A 16,881-nucleotide genomic window follows, 5' to 3' on the forward strand; every position below is an offset into this window, starting at 1 on the left:
ACATGAATTTTCGCCGATCCCGCTATCGAAATACAACCACCACAGATGAAGGTAACCCCAAGAAGGACAAGCGTCCTGACTGGGAAAAACCAATCGGGCCTGCACTTGGTCGTGGGGCACCTTTAGTGCCGGTGGATAGTGCTGGTAGTCGGGCTTTAATGGCTGTTATTGCCATCATGACATTTCTGGCTGCCCTTTGTGCAGGTGGGGCACAGATCGTTGCATCCAACTCCAGTGAATGGCGTGCAGCGGTATCTCGTGAAGTCACCATTCAGGTGCGGCCGGCTCCGCAGCGTGATATTGATGCTGATGTCCAGATTGCAACAAATCTGGCGGCACAGTATCCGGGTATTAAGAAAGCACAAGCGTTCACAAAAGAGGAATCTGAGCGGCTGCTCGAGCCTTGGCTTGGTACTGGTCTGGATTTCAATGATCTGCCTATTCCGCGTCTGATTGTTCTTGAACTTGCCGGTGGAGCCCCGCCGGATTTCACGAATTTGCGCCAACAGCTTCAGGAGCAGATACCGGGTACAACCCTTGATGATCATGCGCTTTGGATGTCTCGACTGTCGACAATGGCAAATACGGTCATTGGTGTCGGAATCATGCTGGTGGTTCTGGTGCTTGGAGCGGTTGGGCTTGCGGTTGCCTTTGCGACACGCGGGACAATGGCAGGGAACCGTGAGGTTGTGGAGGTACTCCATCTTGTTGGAGCCAATGACGATTTTATCGCCAGGGAATTCCAGCGGCGCTTTTTCAAAATGTCTCTTAAGGGGAGCGCCATGGGGGCTGTGGCAGCAATTGTGATGGTTCTTTGCTTCAGTCTTCTCAGCAGTATATGGCGGGCAAGTGCAACCGGTGAACAGCTTGAAGCTCTCTTCGGTTCATTTGACTTTGGCTGGCAGGGAATTTTGGCGATTATTATTGTTGCCCTGATTGTTTCTGGTATTACAGCTGTGGTGTCACGGGCAACTGTTCGGCACTTCCTTACTGCATCCAATTGAGATTGAAGCTAAAATTTTAACAAAGGTATCAGTCTCTTTTGAATAACTCACAATTAACGCCTACGAGTTGCCGTAATTATTGTTAATCTAAGATTCATTATGAGAGATAGCGTTAAGGGCAGTCATGTTTTCAGATAAACATTCGACAACCGAGCCTATTGGCTGGTCATGGCGTGCCCACTGGCTCCCGCCGCGGCGACGGCAATGGCACATCATGCGTTGGCTGAAGCGTATTTTTCTTGCCCTTATTGCAATTGCTTTCATAGGTATTGTGGCTGGCTTTTTTGGCTATGTCCGTACCGTTCAAAGCTACAATATGCATACTGATGTCAGAGGTGATGCGGTTGTGACCCTCACGGGCGGTGCGCAGCGTATCGATGAGGCCTTGCAGATATTAGCGCGTGGCGGCGCAAAACGTATGCTTATTTCCGGTGTTAACGAGCAGACGACCCGTGATGAGATTATCCGCCTGAACCCGTCTTATGCATCGCTTTTCCTTTGTTGCGTTGATCTGGACTACCGTGCCCGCAATACGATTGGTAATGCAATTCAGGCGCGTTACTGGGCCAATGAGCATGGTTTTAAAACACTGATTATCGTAACATCAAACTATCACATGCCACGCACATTGGTGGAGCTTGGTCATGTAATGCCCAAGCTTGAAAAAATCCCTTATGCTGTTGCGGCGGGTAGTATCAAGACTGAAGGGTGGTGGTCTGATGCGACAACCATGCGTCTGCTCGTCAGTGAGTACCTGAAGTATCTGGTGGCATGGGGACGAACGAAGATTGAAAAAGACCCTGAAAGATCACCTGCCGCGCGTATTTTAGGAAAGCCAGTCAAGAATATTGTTGAGCCCGGCAATTGATATCGCTGCCTAATCTACTGGAGCCTTATGCCAAAAGATGCTATCGGCATATTTCCGATAATGACTGATTAATGCATATGCTGGTATTTCGTTCGCTCGTTTTCAATCTGGCTTTTTATCTCAATATGGCTCTGTGGCTGGTTGTTGGCCTGCCATGCTTTGTTTTTCCACGCCGTAATCTTCAGAATCTGATGATTGCCTGGGCTGGTTCCAGCATGTGGCTGATGAAGGTTATTGTGGGCACACGTGTTGAAGCCCGAGGCCTTGAAAACCTTCAGCAGGGTGGTTTGCTGGTTGCATCCAAACACCAGTCTTTATGGGAAACATTTGCGCTGTTACCTTACTTCGATGACGCTGCCTTTGTGCTTAAAAGGGAGCTGTCATGGATCCCGCTTTTTGGTTGGTATATCCTGAAATCAAAGATGATACCGGTTGATCGGAATGGCACGATTTCTGCCATTAAAAGCCTGACGGCTAAGTCCAAAGAGGCTGTTGAAGAGGGGCGGCAGCTTATTATTTTTCCTGAAGGAACGCGTCGTGCACCCGGAGCTGAACCAAGCTATAAATCCGGTACAACCCATCTTTATAAACGTTTGGGCAAGCCGTGCCTTCCGGTGGCGCTGAATTCAGGCCTGTTCTGGCCCCGTCGCAAATTTCTGCGTTATCCCGGTACGATCGTTATCGAATTTCTGCCGATAATCCCGGCTGGGTTAAAGGCAGATGAGTTTGAGCAGCAGTTGCAAACCGGCATAGAGACATCTTCTAACCGCCTCTGGAAAGAGGGGCTGGAAGAGCGGGAACGTCTTCTCTAAAGATCAGCGACAAGCTGAGCCAGATCATGATCTTCTATGTCAATCTGACGAAGGTGCTCGTAGGTTGAGCGAACATATTCGCTGTTCGGGCCAGAGATACCATTTCCCTGTTTGATGAATGTGAGCTTTTCGGTGTTGCTTAAAGTGCCGGAATATTGTTTGTGGTCACGGTCAACAATATAAGCAAGCACCTTAACCTCTTCACCTGACGCCAGTCTGGCAGGCAACCATCTTTCCAGATAAACACTGGTGACCTGCTCACGCTCGCGCAGGTAGGCGATTGTCTCTGTCCTGTTCTGAGCTTTGACCTTATAGGCGATACCGGTGCAGGAACCGCCATGATCAAGCCCAAGGACGAGGCCGGGTTTCTCCGGAGTTCCGCGATGGACATGGGAAAGAATGCAGAAAGAACGGTGGAAATTCTCCAGCTGCGCAATATGTTTTTCAATGAATTCGAACCCTGGTCTCCACATCAGGGAACCATAACCAAATACCCATAAATCATCCTGTTGTGAGGGTATTTCTGCTTCTTCTGTTTGATGCATTCCGGTTATGTCCATTATGGTTCAGGGAAATTAAGGTCTAGCTCTTGTCCGTACTGTAATGATACTGACTGCTTTTAGCACAGCCTTTCAAAAGGGATATATGGAATGCAGGTACAACCAGTTAAAAGAAAAGCAAGCAAGTTCTGGCTCTATGGCCCAACGGCTTTGCTAATCATTCTTGTTGCGGGCTGGTGTGGTGGCTGGTTTTATATGCGCGGGAAGGTTGAGGAAGCCACGCAGAATTTTCTAACAGTTGAGGCAATGCGTGGCCGGGTATGGGACTGCCCGAACCGGACAATTGGCGGGTTCCCTTTCCGCTTCGAAGTGAGTTGTGAGAGCTTTGCATATACGGCCGGGAATACACGTGTCACCTTGGGGCCGACAAAGGTTGTTACTCAGGTTTATAATCCGCGCCATATGATTGTTGAAGCCACTGGGCCGATGGAATTTACAGACGGAAATGTTTCAGGCACCGGAAACTGGAAATCGCTTGAGGCCAGCATTTCTGGTTTAAACAAGGGTGGCTTTGAACGTATTGCTCTTGTTGCTGAGCAATCGAATGTCAGAATTTCCGGTTTGCCGGAAGTCGCTACTGTAGAGGCTTCTTCCAATAACAGTGAGATTCACATTCGTCTGGCTCCGGATAACAATCCGGTCATGCAGTCGTTTGATGTTGCCATCAATGTGTCTGGTGCAGTGATACCGCTTATGAATGCGCGTATGGGAGACGATGCACCGCTTGATGTTGATGCACTGGCAACCTTCGTCAACTTTCCCAAACTGCGAGGGGGAGAGCCTGCTAATGTCATTCTTGAGATGTGGCGCGTTGTTGGCGGTTCTGTAAAACTCCAGAAGCTTGATACCCGTAAAGGTCTCCGCATCCTGAATGTGCAGGCTGAGCTGGGACTGGATGAAGAGCATCGCCTGAAAGGATCAGTTGATATTGCGCAGGCAAATTATTCTGATCTGATGGCGCGTCTGACATCCGGTAATCAGGAACCACGCCCGCTGCAACCGCTGCCAGCCGATGCGGCTAAAACAGCTGTTGTTGCACTTCCCAAAGTTGTGCTGACGAACGGGCGTATTCGTATTGGTGGAATGTTTGATGTGCCGAAAGTAAGACTGGCGCCGCTTTACTGACGTCGTCCGAAGTTTGGCTCGTCGGTTTCCTGACCATGGGTGATGATGTTCCGGCGGATGGTGCGTGTCTTTGAAAAAAGCTCAAAGAGTGCATCACCATCACCATTCCGGATGGCACGGGTCAGGACGGCAATGTCTTCATTGAAACGTCCGAGCATTTCAAGCACAGCTTCCCTGTTATTCAGGAAGACGTCACGCCACATGGTTGGGTCGGATGCCGCAATACGTGTGAAGTCACGGAAACCACCCGCTGAGAATTTGATAACTTCCGACTGGGTTACCTTTTCGAGATCGGCGGCTGTTCCGACGATATTATAAGCGATCAGGTGAGGGACATGGCTTGTGATTGCCAGCACGAGATCATGATGCTGTGGTTCCATGATCTCGACATTGGAGCCGAAAGACTCCCAGAGGGTCCGCATTTTCTCAACCAGAGCCTGATCTGTACCATCTGTTGGTGTCAGAATGCTCCAGCGATTGTTGAACAATGTTGAAAAACCGGCATCTGGCCCTGAGTATTCCGTACCGGCAACAGGATGCGCTGGAATGAAATGAACGCCTTTGGGAAGATGAGGGGCGACCTGACGGATAACAGACGCTTTTGTTGAACCGACGTCTGAAACAATTGCACCTGATTTCAGGTGGGCTGCCATTGCTTCGGCAACAGTGCCCATTGCACCAACCGGAACACATAGAATAACTAGATCTGCGTCCCTCACACCTGAAGCAATGTCGGTTGTCTGCGTATCTGCAATTTTGAGAGCGGCAACGCGATCAATAACCTGCTGGCTTCCATCAACGACAGTAATATGCTTTGCGGCATTCTGCTGCTTAACAGCTCTGACAATGGACGAACCAATGAGGCCCGCACCAACAATAGTGATGTGATCAAAAAGCGGTTGTGCCAGAGGAGTAGGCAAAGTCGTATTAGGCACGGTTATCTCTATCTCTCAGCTTGCCAGAAATTCTTTCAGGGCAGCGATAACAAGAAGGTTCGCTTCTTCTGTTCCAATGGTCAGGCGTAGGGCATTCGGGAAGCCGTATCCTGTGACACGGCGTAGAATCAATCCGCGTGAAGACAGGAAAGTATCCGCTTCTGCAGCGCCTTTGCCGGGTGTCTCAGGGAAGTGAATTAAAACAAAATTTGTGACACTTGGGGTAACCTGAAGGCCAAGCTTTGTAAGTTCTTCAGTGAGCCATAGAAGCCACTTGTTATTATGTTCCGATGTTTTGGCAACATGCTCTTCATCTTTGATGGAGGCAATACCGGCAGCCATGGCGACACCATTGACGTTGAATGGACCACGGGCACGGTTAAGTGCATCAATGATACTTGCCGGGCCAACCATCCAGCCAAGGCGTAAGTTTGCGAGGCCATAAATCTTTGAAAATGTACGTGTCATCACGACATTCTCACTGGTGGCGACCAGTTCAAGGCCTGCGGAATAATCATTATTCCGGACATATTCAGCGTAGGCTGCATCAAGAACCAGAATTGTTGTTGGTGGTAGAGCTGCCTGTAATCTCTTCACTTCATCAAATGGCAGATATGTGCCGGTAGGATTAGCAGGGTTGGCAATATAAATCAGCTTTGTCTTGCTGTTAACTTTTGCAAGAATGGCATCAATATCGACGCGGCAATCTTTCTCCGGAACTGTAACAGGCGTTCCACCCGCGGAAAGAACAGCTATCTTGTAAACAAGGAAGCCATGTTCTGTGATGATCGCTTCATCACCTTTTTCCAGATAGGTATGGGCGAGAAGTGTCAGGAGCTCGTCAGAACCATTTGAGCAGATGATCCGCTCAGGGTCGAGGCCAAACTTTGCTGCAATGCTCTGCCGCAGTTTTGTGCTGCTGCCATCCGGATAGAATTCAAGCCCTCTCAGGGCTTTCTGGGCAGCTTCAATAGCAGCATGAGATGGGCCCAATGGGGTCTCATTTGAAGACAGTTTAAAGACCTTGCCACCACCTGTTGCCGCGCTTTTGCCGGGCACATAGGCATCAATTTGCATAATGCTTGGGCGGGGTTGAGGGTGTACTGTCATGTCGGAGCCTATTCCTGCGCTTGAATAATCGGGTATTTATTAAACCCATAAACCTTTAAATGGAATGAAAATCTACTCACCTACATGGTGAAAGCGTTCGGCGTGGCTGCCAATTTCGATAAGCTCCGGCATTCCACCATCTGCGCCACATTCTTCGCGGATACGTTCTGGTGAAATATTGCCCGGTGCTGCCAGAAGAACAGACAGGCCATTATTGTCTGCCGCACTGGCAATAACCTCACCACCAAAGCTGGCGATCTTGGCATAATCCTGTGCCCGCCAACGCTCAAAACGTGCGGAGTACAAAATAACATCTCGGACAGCGGCATCTGTCAGAGGTTTTGAAATGACAAACACAGGTGTTCCGGCAGGATGATCGGGCCGTTCAATCATTGGCAGGCGCGAGATAATCTTGGGAGAGTTCTCTGAGGTAAGAAGGCGCCACCATGCACCTGATGAAACACCCTGATCCAGCCGGAAGATGCCGAGGTCCCCCCGAGACTCAGCAACTGCTGAAATAACGGCAGTCGCACTTGGATGGGTATGATAGGGAACCGTAAAGCCAAAATGGAAACGCGCTGAATCACGCATCAGGTCATCACCGCCTGAGATATCAGCGTGTACAGAAAAGGGTGCCTGTACGTAGGTGAAGGTTGCGATGATGACGCGCCATATACCTTCAACCGTATCAAGGGGTAGAAGGCCCTTATGACGCTCTGCAATTGCGCGCATCATTGAAGCTTCACGACCGGGGCGGAAAGCTGAGCCGGATTCAGAGGTTTTCTTGACCTGTATGAGGGTGTCAATAATCTGGCCGCGCTGCATCAGAAGCTGATGCATCTCATGGTCAATCCGATCAATTTCATTGCGTAGATCGGTAAGGCTGAGCTTGGCGGGTGTATCTGACATCACTGTGTTCCGTAGTTTACCTTTGGCACCTATGGGCCATTGTATTTACTTTTAATATAAGCGGTTTTCTTTGTAAGCTGATTAAAAGTGAAATGCCACCGGTTTAATAAAATCATCAAAAAGGAATAGTTCTGATTGACGGATTTGTCCGCCTCAAATAACAATGTGTTCTGAATACAGAACGAAATGATTGTGTTGAGGCAGATGGTGGCCATAACAAAGAAACTGGAACAGGTTATTCAGGCTAATGATCCTGAAAGCCTTGTCGCGCAGTTTGGTGCGGATGAACCACTTTGTACGGATGCCGGGGTTGAAATCGCGCCCTGGCAGATTGCCTATCAGACGTACGGCACACTGAATGAAGATCGTTCCAATGCAATTCTGGTCTGTCATGCCCTGACGGGTGACCAGCATGTTGCGAACCTTAATCCTGTTACCGGGAAGCCTGGCTGGTGGGAAGTTATGATCGGGCCTGGACGTCCGATTGATACTGATCGTTTCTTTGTGATCTGCTCCAATATTATTGGTGGGTGTATGGGCTCAACAGGCCCGGCTTCAATTAACCCTGAAACCGATAAACCTTGGGGGGTAGATTTTCCCCTTGTCACAATCCGCGATATTGTGCGTGCGCAAAAAATGCTGATTGATCGTCTCGGCATCGATTCACTTTTCTGTGTGATAGGTGGCTCAATGGGCGGTATGCAGGTCCTGCAATGGGCAGTCAGTTATCCGGATAAAGTTTTCTCGGCGATCCCGATTGCGACAACAGCCAGACATTCCGCTCAGAATATTGCTTTTGATGAAGTGGGTCGTCAGGCCATTATGGCTGACCCGGATTGGCGAGAAGGTCGTTATCTCGAAGAAGGTGTACGCCCTGCCAAAGGGCTCGCCGTTGCCCGGATGGCGGCACATATCACCTATCTCTCTGAGACAGCTTTGCATAACAAGTTTGGTCGCCGCCTTCAGAATCGTACAGACAAGACGTTCTCGTTCGAGGCTGATTTCCAGATCGAAAGTTATTTGCGCTATCAAGGCCAGAGCTTCGTTGAGCGGTTTGATCCAAACTCCTATCTCTATGTCACACGCGCCATGGACTATTTTGATCTGGCTTCCGAACATGATGGCATACTGGCAAAAGCCTTTTTAGGCTCGCGAACACGCTTTTGTGTCATCTCATTTACATCAGACTGGCTGTTCCCCACACGTGACTCACGGGCTGTTGTGCATGCGCTGAATGCAGCGGGTGCATCTGTCGCTTTCATGGAAATTGAGAGCGATAAGGGACATGATGCCTTCCTGCTTGATGAGCCGGAAATGTTCAAGGCAGTCACAGGTTTCGTTGAAGCCAGTGCCAAAGCCCGGGGGATTGCATGAGGAGTTCAGAAATAAAAGAGCTTGTTGCCCCACGGGGTAGCGATGGTGTCCGCCTTGATTTCCGTCTGCTTGGCAATATGGTCTCTCCGGGAGCACGCGTGCTCGACGTTGGCTGTGGTAACGGTGAGCTGTTGGCCTTTTTACGGGATACACGACAGGTTGACGGACGTGGCATTGAACTGTCGCGTGAGGGCGTCTCGGCCTGCATGGCACAGGGCCTGTCAGTCATTCAGGGTGATGCCGATATTGATCTGGCTGATTACCCGACGGATGCTTTTGATTATGTCATTCTCTCACAGACCATACAGGCAACCTACCAACCGAAGGTGGTGCTGGAGCATCTCCTGAGAATTGGTCGCCGGGTCATCGTCTCGGTTCCGAACTTTGGTTACTGGAAAGTCCGGCTGCATCTTGCGCTGTTTGGGCGGATGCCGATGTCCAAGAGCTTGCCTTACTCATGGTATGACACACCCAATATTCACTTCTGCACTATCCGTGACTTCATCAATCTGTGTGATGAAGTCGGAGCTGAAATGGAACGGGCAGAAGCTCTGCACGCCAATGGTAAGCCCATGCGTTTCAGCCTGCCCTGGTGGGTGTGGAATATGTTTGGCGAGCAGGGCATGTTTCTTCTGCGGCGCAAGGACAGATAACTAATTACCTGATCCCATCGGGTGCAGATCCCGGACCATGCTCTTCAGGCGTTCATCCAGAACATGGGTATAGATCTGGGTTGTACTGATGCTGGCGTGGCCAAGCAGTTCCTGTACGACCCGTAAATCAGCCCCATTCTGTAAAAGATGACTGGCGAAGGCGTGGCGTAAAACGTGCGGCGAGATATGGTCGCCACGAATACCTGCGGCTCCCGCTAATGCTTTTAAGTCACGTGCAAAAGCCTGCCGGGTCATATGTCCGCTCTCACTATCTGACGGAAAAAGCCATGACGGGCTATCACGGCGGCTGGTTTCCAGCATCTCAACATAGTGGGTCATTGACTGACGGGCACTGTCTGTCAGAGGCACCAGTCGTTCTTTATTACCTTTGCCCCGAACAACCAAAAATTTCTCACGGGTTCTGGCCGCAGATTTTGGTAGTGAAACAAGTTCTGTAACACGCAGACCAGTGGCATAGAGAAGTTCGAGCAAACAGTGCATACGGGCATTTTTAAGCCGTTCGAACGGGGAGGTATCCTCTGTCTTACCGGCATATTCCTGTGCGAGATCAAGGAGACGTGTCACATCTTCAACTGACAGAACTTTAGGTGTGGCCTGATGGGTTTTCGGAGCATCAACTGCAGCACTTGGATCTTGCTTGGCATAGCCTTCGACATAAAGAAATTTATGGAACTGCCGGACGGCTGACAGGTGACGGGCCGCTGATGAAGCCTTTAAGCCTTTACCTTCAAGAGAGTTAAGGAATTCACGAATATCCTTCGGGTCTGTTTTTTCAAGTTTGACACCATTGTCGATCTGGAAATCGAGATAAGATTCAAGATCGCGTCTATATGCGGCAAGTGTATTTTCAGCGGCGCCGCGTTCGGCGGCCAGCATATCCAGAAACAGATTTAAAAGACGGGTGGGGTTCATTGTGTATTCTGATTTCGTTCTATTACCGGAATTGAGATTGTGCGTTGCTGAGGTTCAACAAATGTTGCAAGCGCATATATGACAGCGAATACCGCGATCGCGATAATAGCAAGAATAACCAGTAATCTGCTTAATGTAGGCATGGCATTCCGCGCTCAGATTTCCTAATTTATAACTCTCATAAAGCAGGAAAGTTTACCGATCATGAAACAATGCCCCCATCAAAAGACGAAATGGGGCATTTTCCAATTCAAACTGTAAGCAAAATGCTTTAGTGACATGTTGTGCTTCGCGGTTCACGTGGGGCGCTTTGGGATAGGTTTATGAAACAGAAGCGTAAAATCAGCCCTGTATCAGCACGGCGTAGCCTGCGGATGCGGCAGGTTTTCAACCGACGGGCCGAACGTCTGCGTAACCAACTCGGGCGGCGTTCAATTGTGCTTGTCGGATTGATGGGCGCTGGCAAGAGCACGGTTGGGCGTCGCCTGGCCATGCGGCTCGGGCTTCCGTTTCTTGATGCTGACCACGAAATTGAGACTGCGGCAGGCATGTCGATTCCGGATATCTTCGAAATACATGGTGAAGATTATTTCCGTGAGGGCGAACGCCGGGTTATTGCCCGCATTTTGCAAGAGGGGCCATTGGTGCTTGCAACAGGTGGGGGCGCCTATATGAATGAAGAGACACGTAAGGCTGTCTCTGAAAAGGGCGTCGCAGTTTGGCTCAAAGCTGATGTTGATGTTCTGCTTGAGCGTGTCAGCCGCAGAAATAACCGTCCTCTTCTCAAGCAAAGTGATCCGAAAACTATTCTTGAGAAACTGACAAGCGAGCGTAACCCTTTTTATGCGATGGCGGACGTCCATATTGAATCGCGTGAAGGGCCGCATGATCGTGTTGTCTCAGCCATTGTTCGATCTTTGCGCCATTATCTTGATAAGCAGGAAAAGCCTCAGTCATGACAACTTCCAAGCCTTTGATTGTTCCCGTTCCTCTTGGTGCGCGTGCCTATGACATCCTGGTGGGACGCAATATTCTGGGTGAGGGTGTTGAGCAGATCAAAAAGCTAGGGGTGCGTAAGGTTGCTCTTGTAACAGACGAGAATGTTCACTCGCTGCATGCTGAGCGTATCATTAAAACATTAGCTGACAATGGCGTTGATGTTGCAGCACCTGTTGTTGTTCCCGCGGGAGAAAGCTCCAAGAGCTATGCTGTTCTTGCTAAAACCTGCGATGATATTCTGGCAACACGCGTTGAGCGTGGTGATCTTGTTATTGCCTTGGGTGGTGGTGTCGTTGGTGATCTTGCCGGTTTTGCAGCGGCAATAGTCCGTCGCGGAATGCGTTTTGTCCAAATGCCTACATCGCTTCTGGCTCAGGTCGATTCTTCTGTTGGTGGAAAAACCGGCATCAATTCATCCCACGGGAAAAATCTGGTTGGCGCCTTTCATCAACCAAGCCTTGTTATCGCTGATACGGCAATTCTGGATACGTTACCTGAGCGGGAATTACGCGCAGGATATGCTGAAGTTATCAAATATGGTTTGATTAACAGCGAACGCTTTTTCTTTTGGTGTGAAGAAAACTGGCAGCAGATTTTTGCTGGTGGACCAGAGCGGGATGAGGCTGTGGCCCATAGCTGCCGTGCCAAGGCTGAAGTCGTTGTACGTGATGAGTTCGAGAATGGTGACCGCGCACTGCTTAATCTTGGGCATACATTCGGTCACGCGCTTGAGCGCATAGTTAAATACGACAATGCACGCCTTGTGCATGGTGAGGCTGTTGCGATCGGGCTTGCTCAGGCTTTCCGGTTTTCTGCGCGCCTTGGCCTGTGCGCTGGGCAGGACGCAGGGCGTGTCGAAGCGCATCTGAAAAGTGTTGGCCTCCCAACCCGGTTGCAGGATGTTCCCGGTGGTGCTGGTTCCGTAGACGCTATCCTTGATGCCATGACACAGGACAAGAAGGTCAAGGCTGGTACGCTGACATTCATCCTTGCGAAGGGGATTGGAAAAAGCTTCATTGCACATGATTTAAACAAGGCTGATGTTGCGGCCTTTTTGATGGATGAATGGAATAGCTGACGGGTTAATCATGGATATCTGGCTGGCATCTCTGATTGTTATTTTATGTCTATTGATGTCTGCTTTCTTCTCCGCCGGAGAGACGGCCTTTACGGGGACCTCCAAAGCCCGGATGATCGGGCTTGCTGAGAAGGGTGACAGGCGCGCCAAGCGTGTACTTCGTATTCTTGAAGCAAGGGAACGCTTTTTAGGAACAATGCTGATTGGCAACAGCATTGTTAATATTGGTGTCTCATCACTCGCAACCAGTATCCTGATAATTCTTCTTGGCAAACATTACGGTGTCATTGCAGCTACCGTTATCATTTCTATTCTCGTCATTATCTTCGCAGAAATACTGCCTAAAACTCTGGCGATTAAATCTCCCGATGGCGCCTCATTGCGTATGGCTCGCTGGGTTGTTTATGCCATGCGTATTCTGGGGCCATTGACGCAGGTGGCTGGTTGGATTGTGAAGATTATTCTGCGGATACTGGGTGAGAAAGTACGCCATAGTGAACCTTTGCTGACACCAAGCGAAGAAATTAAAGGTCAGGTTGCACTTCTCCATCGGCAGGGTGATGTCATTAAAGATGAGCGGGATATGCTTGGTGGCCTGCTTGATCTTAAAGAGCTGTTTGTCTCTGATGTCATGGTGCATCGGACAAAGATGGAAAGTATTGATGCTGATCTGCCAGCAATTGAGATTGTCCGTCAGGTTATCGCTTCATCTCACACCCGTCTGCCTTTATGGCGTGAGACGCAGGAGAATATTGTTGGGGTTCTGCACTCCAAGGATTTACTTCGTGCTCTAAGCGCCGTTGATGGGGATGCAAGCCGCTTGAAAATTGATGAGATTGCGCTTGAAACCTGGTTCGTTCCTGAGAGCACCTCTTTGCAGGATCAACTGCAGGCATTTCTGTCAAAGAAAACGCACTTTGCGCTTGTCGTTGATGAATACGGTGAGGTGATGGGGCTTGTGACCCTTGAAGATATTCTGGAGGAAATTGTCGGTGATATTGCGGATGAGCATGATCTGACGGTTGAGGGAGTGCGCCCACGTAAAGATGGTGCGGTTATTGTTGATGGTACCGTGCCAATCCGTGATCTTAACCGTGCGATGGATTGGCGGTTGCCGGATGAGGAAGCCACAACAATTGCCGGGCTGGTTATTCATGAAGCACGACAGATTCCAAACACCGGCCAGATATTCAACTTCTATGGGTATCGTTTTCAGGTTGTCCGGAAATCACGGAACCGTCTGACAGCTTTGCTGATTACACCACTGGATAAGCTTAAAACAAAAATGCCGGGTTAAACCCGGCATTCCATAATCATATTATGGGGCTTCAATCAGTACCCAGTAGACTTTATATTTTGAACCGGGTGCATAAGCCGTTGCAATACCCATCCGCTTCATACTGGCGTTCAGCATCACGCGGTTGTGCTGAGGACTGTCACGCCATCCGGAGAAGGCCTCGGCGAGTGTATGATAGCCGGCAGATGTGTTGACTTCTGCTTTAGCCGTACCACTACGTGCAAGGCGCTGTTTGATAGTATCTGCCGATGTCGGCTTGTCACTACCAGCCATAGCACGGGCTTCTTGTTCTGCCGCAGCCTGTAATGCCGGATCAAGTACCAGTGGGCCGAGGCCATGGTTGCGGCGGTAAGCCGAAATCATGTTGCTTGCCATTTTGCTGTCAATCTGTGCTGAAGCTGAAGCTAAAGACACATAAAAGCTTGGGCGTGATTTCTTGGCATCATTATCGCAGGCGGCCAATGTCAGGGCCAGGCCTGCCAGTGCACAGGTAACAATCAGTTTTCTCATTTGGGCATTATCTCACGCAGGCGAACCACAAAGGCCGCTAATTCATCATTCGCCTGCATGTTACCCGTATCGTGTGAAAGATTCGTTACCGTTGCCCTGCAAGGTTATTGATAGAATCCGCAACAGGCTCGAGACCTTGAAGCTGTATCTGTGTTGGTGATGCACTGGTGATAATTCCGGCCTCACGTAAGGCCCTGAAAATAGCAAAATGCAGCTCACTGGAGACCCGTGAGGTAATCTCGATTTCTTCCACAAAACAGACCAGCTCAAAATAAAGATTAGATTCTGCGATCTTCTTGAAAAGGACATTTGGTGGCGGCGAGCTGGCAACATCACGATTGTCGAGCGCACATTTTTTTACAATTGTTGCGAGCAGATCAGGGTCAATTGTCCGATCAACCGGAATGGCAATCACAATCCGATTCATTCTGTCTCCACGGACACGGTTGCGGACAACACCTGAAATCAGATTGGAGTTTGGAACGATAATCGTTGTTCTGTCTGAAGTAACAATCTCGGTCGAGCGGACATTTATACGCCGGACATTTCCTTCACCATCACCGACCACAACAAGGTCACCCACCCTGATCGGTCTTTCCCAGAGAAGGATGAGGCCGGAGACGAAATTATTGACGATGGACTGTAAACCAAAACCGACACCAACTGAGAGGGCACCGGCAACAATTGTAATATTGCTGAGGCTGATACCGGCGTAACTCAAGGTTGCAAAAGCGGCGATGATAAAGCCGATATAACCAACGCCCGTTTTAATTGAATTTCGGAGTCCGGCATCAAGTTTGGTTGCCGGGAGATAGGTCGTATCAAGCCAGCGCTGGATCAGGCGGGTAATGATGATGCCGAGCACAAACAGACCGATTGCCATCACAATCAACGAGATTGAAATGGTCATTTCGCCAACCTGAAAACCGAAGAAGGCAGAACGGGCAAGGGCGGTGTAATCGAGAGATTCAATGCCCCATGGAGCCAGCGCCAGTGTTGCGGCTATAATAATCAGACTGACGCGCAACAGACCGTTGAGGATAACGGCCAGCTGCTCCAGTGAAGATTTTGTGAGCCCTGTATTGGCTTGTAAGAAGAGAGAGAATTTACCGCTCGTTGCCGTATGAGCATTCATATGTTCATTGATGAATGACAAGAACATCCGCAAAACGGTGAAAAGAACCGCGAGCCAGACCGCCTGATCCACGAGAAATGAACTGAGCGCAATATAGCCAAATAATGCTGTGCCAATGATGCTGATAATCAACAGCCAGCCAATCATGCGCAGCGGCCCGCCTATTTCCATTTCCGCGGCTGAGTAGGCGGCAAGGCTTTCCTCGTTGATCCTGCCGGCAATGGCAAAATGCAAAAGCAGCATCATCAGCAGAACAGCGACCGCAATGGAGAATACCCCCTTGCTGGCGACCGAGATGGGAAGAGCAACTTCAAACGCCTGATAAAATGAATCTGCGATTTTGCCAATAATGAACACTGCAGCGATAAGCAGAATATAATGCCGTAACCGGGCGGCAGTGCTGTCTGCCATTGAAACCAGCCGCCACGGGCGGTTTTTTGGTGATAGAACAGCATTAGAAAGGGCATTTACAAAGGCGAAGCTAACGATAGAGATCAACACAGTCGCAACAACTATGCTTAATCTATCCGGAACCCATGTGGTGTGCTGTACGGCGCTGTAGATTGCAATCGCCCCAATGGCGGCAGGAACTGTCCTGAACAGAACAACGGCAATAGCTGCCAGAATTTTCCTTTGGTGGGTTAGACCCTCAACAGCCGGGTCGCGCTTAATCAGCTTACCGGCAAATAAAGGACGGGCGGCAAACAGAAGAAGCCAGATAGAAGCGGCAAAGCAGAAGAGTAATGTGGTTGCCAGAGAAGCATTGCTCTTCAGCTCATACAACCAGCTTGAAAGCACAGCCTTTGTGGTCGTGATTTCTTCCGGGATGTAGGAAAGGACATTTATCCAGAGATCAGGGCTAACGATGCTGTTACTTTTCTGAAAAATCTGTTTTTGGAAAAGGGCTCTTCTTTTATCGCTGAGTTCTGTCAGAAGCTGCGTTGCCTGAACGAGTGTTACATTACCCAGACGCTGGGTTTCTGTAAGATCAGCAAATAAAGTTTCCTTTTCAGTACGCTCATTGGCAACCTCCGGACTTTCTTCGGTTGTTGCATCTTTAGGTTTAGGCCCGAGCTGATCAAGGCGCGCCTTTGTTGTGGTGATGCGTGGTGTAATGGTTGTGAGAGAAAGCTGAATGTCATCAACGATGGGAGATATCTGCTCCCGGGCGTTCTGCATCTGACTGTCTGAGAGTGTATCATTCGTCAAAGCCTTCTCAATAGTGTCGAGAGTAGCTTTATATTTCTCAAAGGAGCTGCGAATCGTTTTGGCATCAACCGTCGGAGCGATTGTTGTTGCAGATGTTTCTACCCCGGCACCGAAAGCGTTGGGTGTTAAGCCTATAAGGGATAAAATGAGAAACGAACAGAGCCAGAACCGACGCAAATAGGACACTGCTAACTCCCTGAGAATATAATATGCTGAATGTCTTTCAGCATGAATGCGGCAAAAAAATAGTCAGATGGAATATCTGACACCTTGCGCTTTTCTTTTCTTTTTAGAAATCAAAAGTTGAAGAAATATCAATAATGCCGCATTAATGGCATCCGTGAGCAGAATAATTTATAAATTTACTGCT

At 49.4% G+C, this 16,881-nt stretch carries 17 protein-coding genes; 9 read left to right on the top strand and 8 right to left on the bottom strand.

Annotated elements, in window-relative coordinates; all coding sequences use genetic code 11:
- Positions 1–2 precede the first annotated feature (2 nt).
- The 3 genes from WJT86_RS11235 (at position 3) to WJT86_RS11245 (ending at position 2,684) form a co-directional block, all read left to right on the top strand.
- Positions 3–1,004, top strand: a complete 1,002-nt coding sequence (locus WJT86_RS11235) for a cell division protein FtsX (RefSeq protein ID WP_346337669.1) — start codon at positions 3–5, stop codon at positions 1,002–1,004.
- A 124-nt stretch (positions 1,005–1,128) separates the two neighbouring features.
- Positions 1,129–1,872 (top strand): YdcF family protein, encoded by a 744-nt coding sequence (locus tag WJT86_RS11240; RefSeq protein ID WP_346337670.1) that lies wholly within the window; start codon positions 1,129–1,131, stop codon positions 1,870–1,872.
- Between the two features lie 77 nt (positions 1,873–1,949).
- Positions 1,950–2,684 (top strand): lysophospholipid acyltransferase family protein, encoded by a 735-nt coding sequence (locus WJT86_RS11245; protein WP_346337671.1) that lies wholly within the window; start codon positions 1,950–1,952, stop codon positions 2,682–2,684.
- On the opposite strand, the gene WJT86_RS11250 is transcribed toward WJT86_RS11245, so the two are convergent.
- A complete protein-coding gene (locus WJT86_RS11250) occupies positions 2,681–3,229 on the bottom strand; it encodes a gamma-glutamylcyclotransferase (protein ID WP_346337672.1) in 549 nt (182 codons plus the stop codon). The two genes, WJT86_RS11245 and WJT86_RS11250, sit on opposite strands and share 4 nt — an antisense overlap.
- A 105-nt stretch (positions 3,230–3,334) precedes the next feature.
- On the opposite strand from WJT86_RS11250, the gene WJT86_RS11255 reads away from it, so the two are divergent.
- On the top strand, positions 3,335–4,369 hold the full coding sequence (locus WJT86_RS11255) for a DUF2125 domain-containing protein (RefSeq protein ID WP_346337673.1): 1,035 nt from the start codon (positions 3,335–3,337) through the stop codon (positions 4,367–4,369).
- Here WJT86_RS11255 and WJT86_RS11260 read toward each other — a convergent pair.
- From WJT86_RS11260 to WJT86_RS11270, 3 genes are all read right to left on the bottom strand, one after another.
- Positions 4,363–5,304, bottom strand: a complete 942-nt coding sequence (locus WJT86_RS11260; RefSeq protein ID WP_346337674.1) for a prephenate/arogenate dehydrogenase family protein — start codon at positions 5,302–5,304, stop codon at positions 4,363–4,365. The two genes, WJT86_RS11255 and WJT86_RS11260, sit on opposite strands and share 7 nt — an antisense overlap.
- A 15-nt stretch (positions 5,305–5,319) precedes the next feature.
- Complete coding sequence (hisC, locus tag WJT86_RS11265; protein WP_346337675.1) at positions 5,320–6,414, bottom strand: histidinol-phosphate transaminase; 1,095 nt, start codon at positions 6,412–6,414, stop codon at positions 5,320–5,322.
- A gap of 72 nt (positions 6,415–6,486) precedes the next feature.
- A complete protein-coding gene (locus WJT86_RS11270; protein WP_346337676.1) occupies positions 6,487–7,323 on the bottom strand; it encodes a chorismate mutase in 837 nt (278 codons plus the stop codon).
- Positions 7,324–7,527: 204 nt separating this feature from the next.
- On the opposite strand from WJT86_RS11270, the gene metX reads away from it, so the two are divergent.
- Entirely contained in the window at positions 7,528–8,697 is a 1,170-nt protein-coding gene (gene metX, locus WJT86_RS11275) for a homoserine O-acetyltransferase MetX (protein ID WP_346337677.1), read from the top strand.
- A complete protein-coding gene (gene metW / locus WJT86_RS11280; RefSeq protein ID WP_346337678.1) occupies positions 8,694–9,350 on the top strand; it encodes a methionine biosynthesis protein MetW in 657 nt (218 codons plus the stop codon). Before metX ends, metW begins: the two co-directional genes overlap by 4 nt.
- Here the strand turns inward: metW and xerD are convergent, their stop codons facing one another.
- Together xerD and WJT86_RS11290 are read right to left on the bottom strand one after the other, a co-directional pair.
- Positions 9,351–10,283: a site-specific tyrosine recombinase XerD gene (gene xerD / locus WJT86_RS11285; protein ID WP_346337679.1), complete on the bottom strand. Its 933-nt coding sequence runs from the start codon at positions 10,281–10,283 to the stop codon at positions 9,351–9,353.
- Entirely contained in the window at positions 10,280–10,426 is a 147-nt protein-coding gene (locus WJT86_RS11290) for a hypothetical protein (RefSeq protein WP_346337680.1), read from the bottom strand. The genes xerD and WJT86_RS11290 overlap by 4 nt, the downstream gene beginning before the upstream one ends.
- Positions 10,427–10,606: 180 nt before the next feature.
- Between WJT86_RS11290 and WJT86_RS11295 the strand changes: the two genes are divergently transcribed.
- Genes WJT86_RS11295 through WJT86_RS11305 form a run of 3 tightly spaced genes read left to right on the top strand, consistent with a single transcriptional unit; the run spans position 10,607 to position 13,657 of the window.
- Positions 10,607–11,242, top strand: coding sequence for a shikimate kinase (locus WJT86_RS11295; RefSeq protein WP_346337681.1), 636 nt, complete (start codon positions 10,607–10,609; stop codon positions 11,240–11,242).
- Positions 11,239–12,360 carry a 3-dehydroquinate synthase gene (gene aroB / locus WJT86_RS11300; protein ID WP_346337682.1) on the top strand — a complete coding sequence of 374 codons (1,122 nt, stop codon included), beginning with the start codon at positions 11,239–11,241 and terminating at the stop codon, positions 12,358–12,360. The genes WJT86_RS11295 and aroB overlap by 4 nt, the downstream gene beginning before the upstream one ends.
- 10 nt (positions 12,361–12,370) lie before the next feature.
- Positions 12,371–13,657: an HlyC/CorC family transporter gene (locus WJT86_RS11305; RefSeq protein WP_346337683.1), complete on the top strand. Its 1,287-nt coding sequence runs from the start codon at positions 12,371–12,373 to the stop codon at positions 13,655–13,657.
- A gap of 21 nt (positions 13,658–13,678) precedes the next feature.
- Here WJT86_RS11305 and WJT86_RS11310 read toward each other — a convergent pair whose 3' ends face one another.
- The gene (locus WJT86_RS11310) at positions 13,679–14,167 is read right to left on the bottom strand and encodes a CAP domain-containing protein (RefSeq protein WP_346337684.1); all 489 of its coding nucleotides are present in this window, start codon (positions 14,165–14,167) and stop codon (positions 13,679–13,681) included.
- Positions 14,168–14,252: 85 nt separating this feature from the next.
- Positions 14,253–16,697, bottom strand: a complete 2,445-nt coding sequence (locus WJT86_RS11315; protein WP_346337686.1) for a DUF3772 domain-containing protein — start codon at positions 16,695–16,697, stop codon at positions 14,253–14,255.
- Positions 16,698–16,881: the final 184 nt, after the last annotated feature.

This window comes from Hohaiivirga grylli, from assembly GCF_039655745.1.
In the GTDB taxonomy this organism is placed as follows: domain Bacteria; phylum Pseudomonadota; class Alphaproteobacteria; order Rhizobiales; family Beijerinckiaceae; genus Hohaiivirga; species Hohaiivirga grylli.

What these genes read in the sequence shown, in the direction of transcription:
- WJT86_RS11235 (WP_346337669.1), top strand. Translation starts at nt 3, where the DNA reads ATGAATTTTCGCCGATCCCGCTATCGAAATACAACCACCACAGATGAA.
- WJT86_RS11240 (WP_346337670.1), top strand. Translation starts at nt 1,129, where the DNA reads ATGTTTTCAGATAAACATTCGACAACCGAGCCTATTGGCTGGTCATGG.
- WJT86_RS11245 (WP_346337671.1), top strand. Translation starts at nt 1,950, where the DNA reads ATGCTGGTATTTCGTTCGCTCGTTTTCAATCTGGCTTTTTATCTCAAT.
- WJT86_RS11250 (WP_346337672.1), bottom strand. Translation starts at nt 3,229, where the DNA reads ATGCATCAAACAGAAGAAGCAGAAATACCCTCACAACAGGATGATTTA.
- WJT86_RS11255 (WP_346337673.1), top strand. Translation starts at nt 3,335, where the DNA reads ATGCAGGTACAACCAGTTAAAAGAAAAGCAAGCAAGTTCTGGCTCTAT.
- hisC (WP_346337675.1), bottom strand. Translation starts at nt 6,414, where the DNA reads ATGACAGTACACCCTCAACCCCGCCCAAGCATTATGCAAATTGATGCC.
- WJT86_RS11270 (WP_346337676.1), bottom strand. Translation starts at nt 7,323, where the DNA reads ATGTCAGATACACCCGCCAAGCTCAGCCTTACCGATCTACGCAATGAA.
- metX (WP_346337677.1), top strand. Translation starts at nt 7,528, where the DNA reads ATGGTGGCCATAACAAAGAAACTGGAACAGGTTATTCAGGCTAATGAT.
- metW (WP_346337678.1), top strand. Translation starts at nt 8,694, where the DNA reads ATGAGGAGTTCAGAAATAAAAGAGCTTGTTGCCCCACGGGGTAGCGAT.
- xerD (WP_346337679.1), bottom strand. Translation starts at nt 10,283, where the DNA reads ATGAACCCCACCCGTCTTTTAAATCTGTTTCTGGATATGCTGGCCGCC.
- WJT86_RS11290 (WP_346337680.1), bottom strand. Translation starts at nt 10,426, where the DNA reads ATGCCTACATTAAGCAGATTACTGGTTATTCTTGCTATTATCGCGATC.
- WJT86_RS11295 (WP_346337681.1), top strand. Translation starts at nt 10,607, where the DNA reads ATGAAACAGAAGCGTAAAATCAGCCCTGTATCAGCACGGCGTAGCCTG.
- aroB (WP_346337682.1), top strand. Translation starts at nt 11,239, where the DNA reads ATGACAACTTCCAAGCCTTTGATTGTTCCCGTTCCTCTTGGTGCGCGT.
- WJT86_RS11305 (WP_346337683.1), top strand. Translation starts at nt 12,371, where the DNA reads ATGGATATCTGGCTGGCATCTCTGATTGTTATTTTATGTCTATTGATG.
- WJT86_RS11310 (WP_346337684.1), bottom strand. Translation starts at nt 14,167, where the DNA reads ATGAGAAAACTGATTGTTACCTGTGCACTGGCAGGCCTGGCCCTGACA.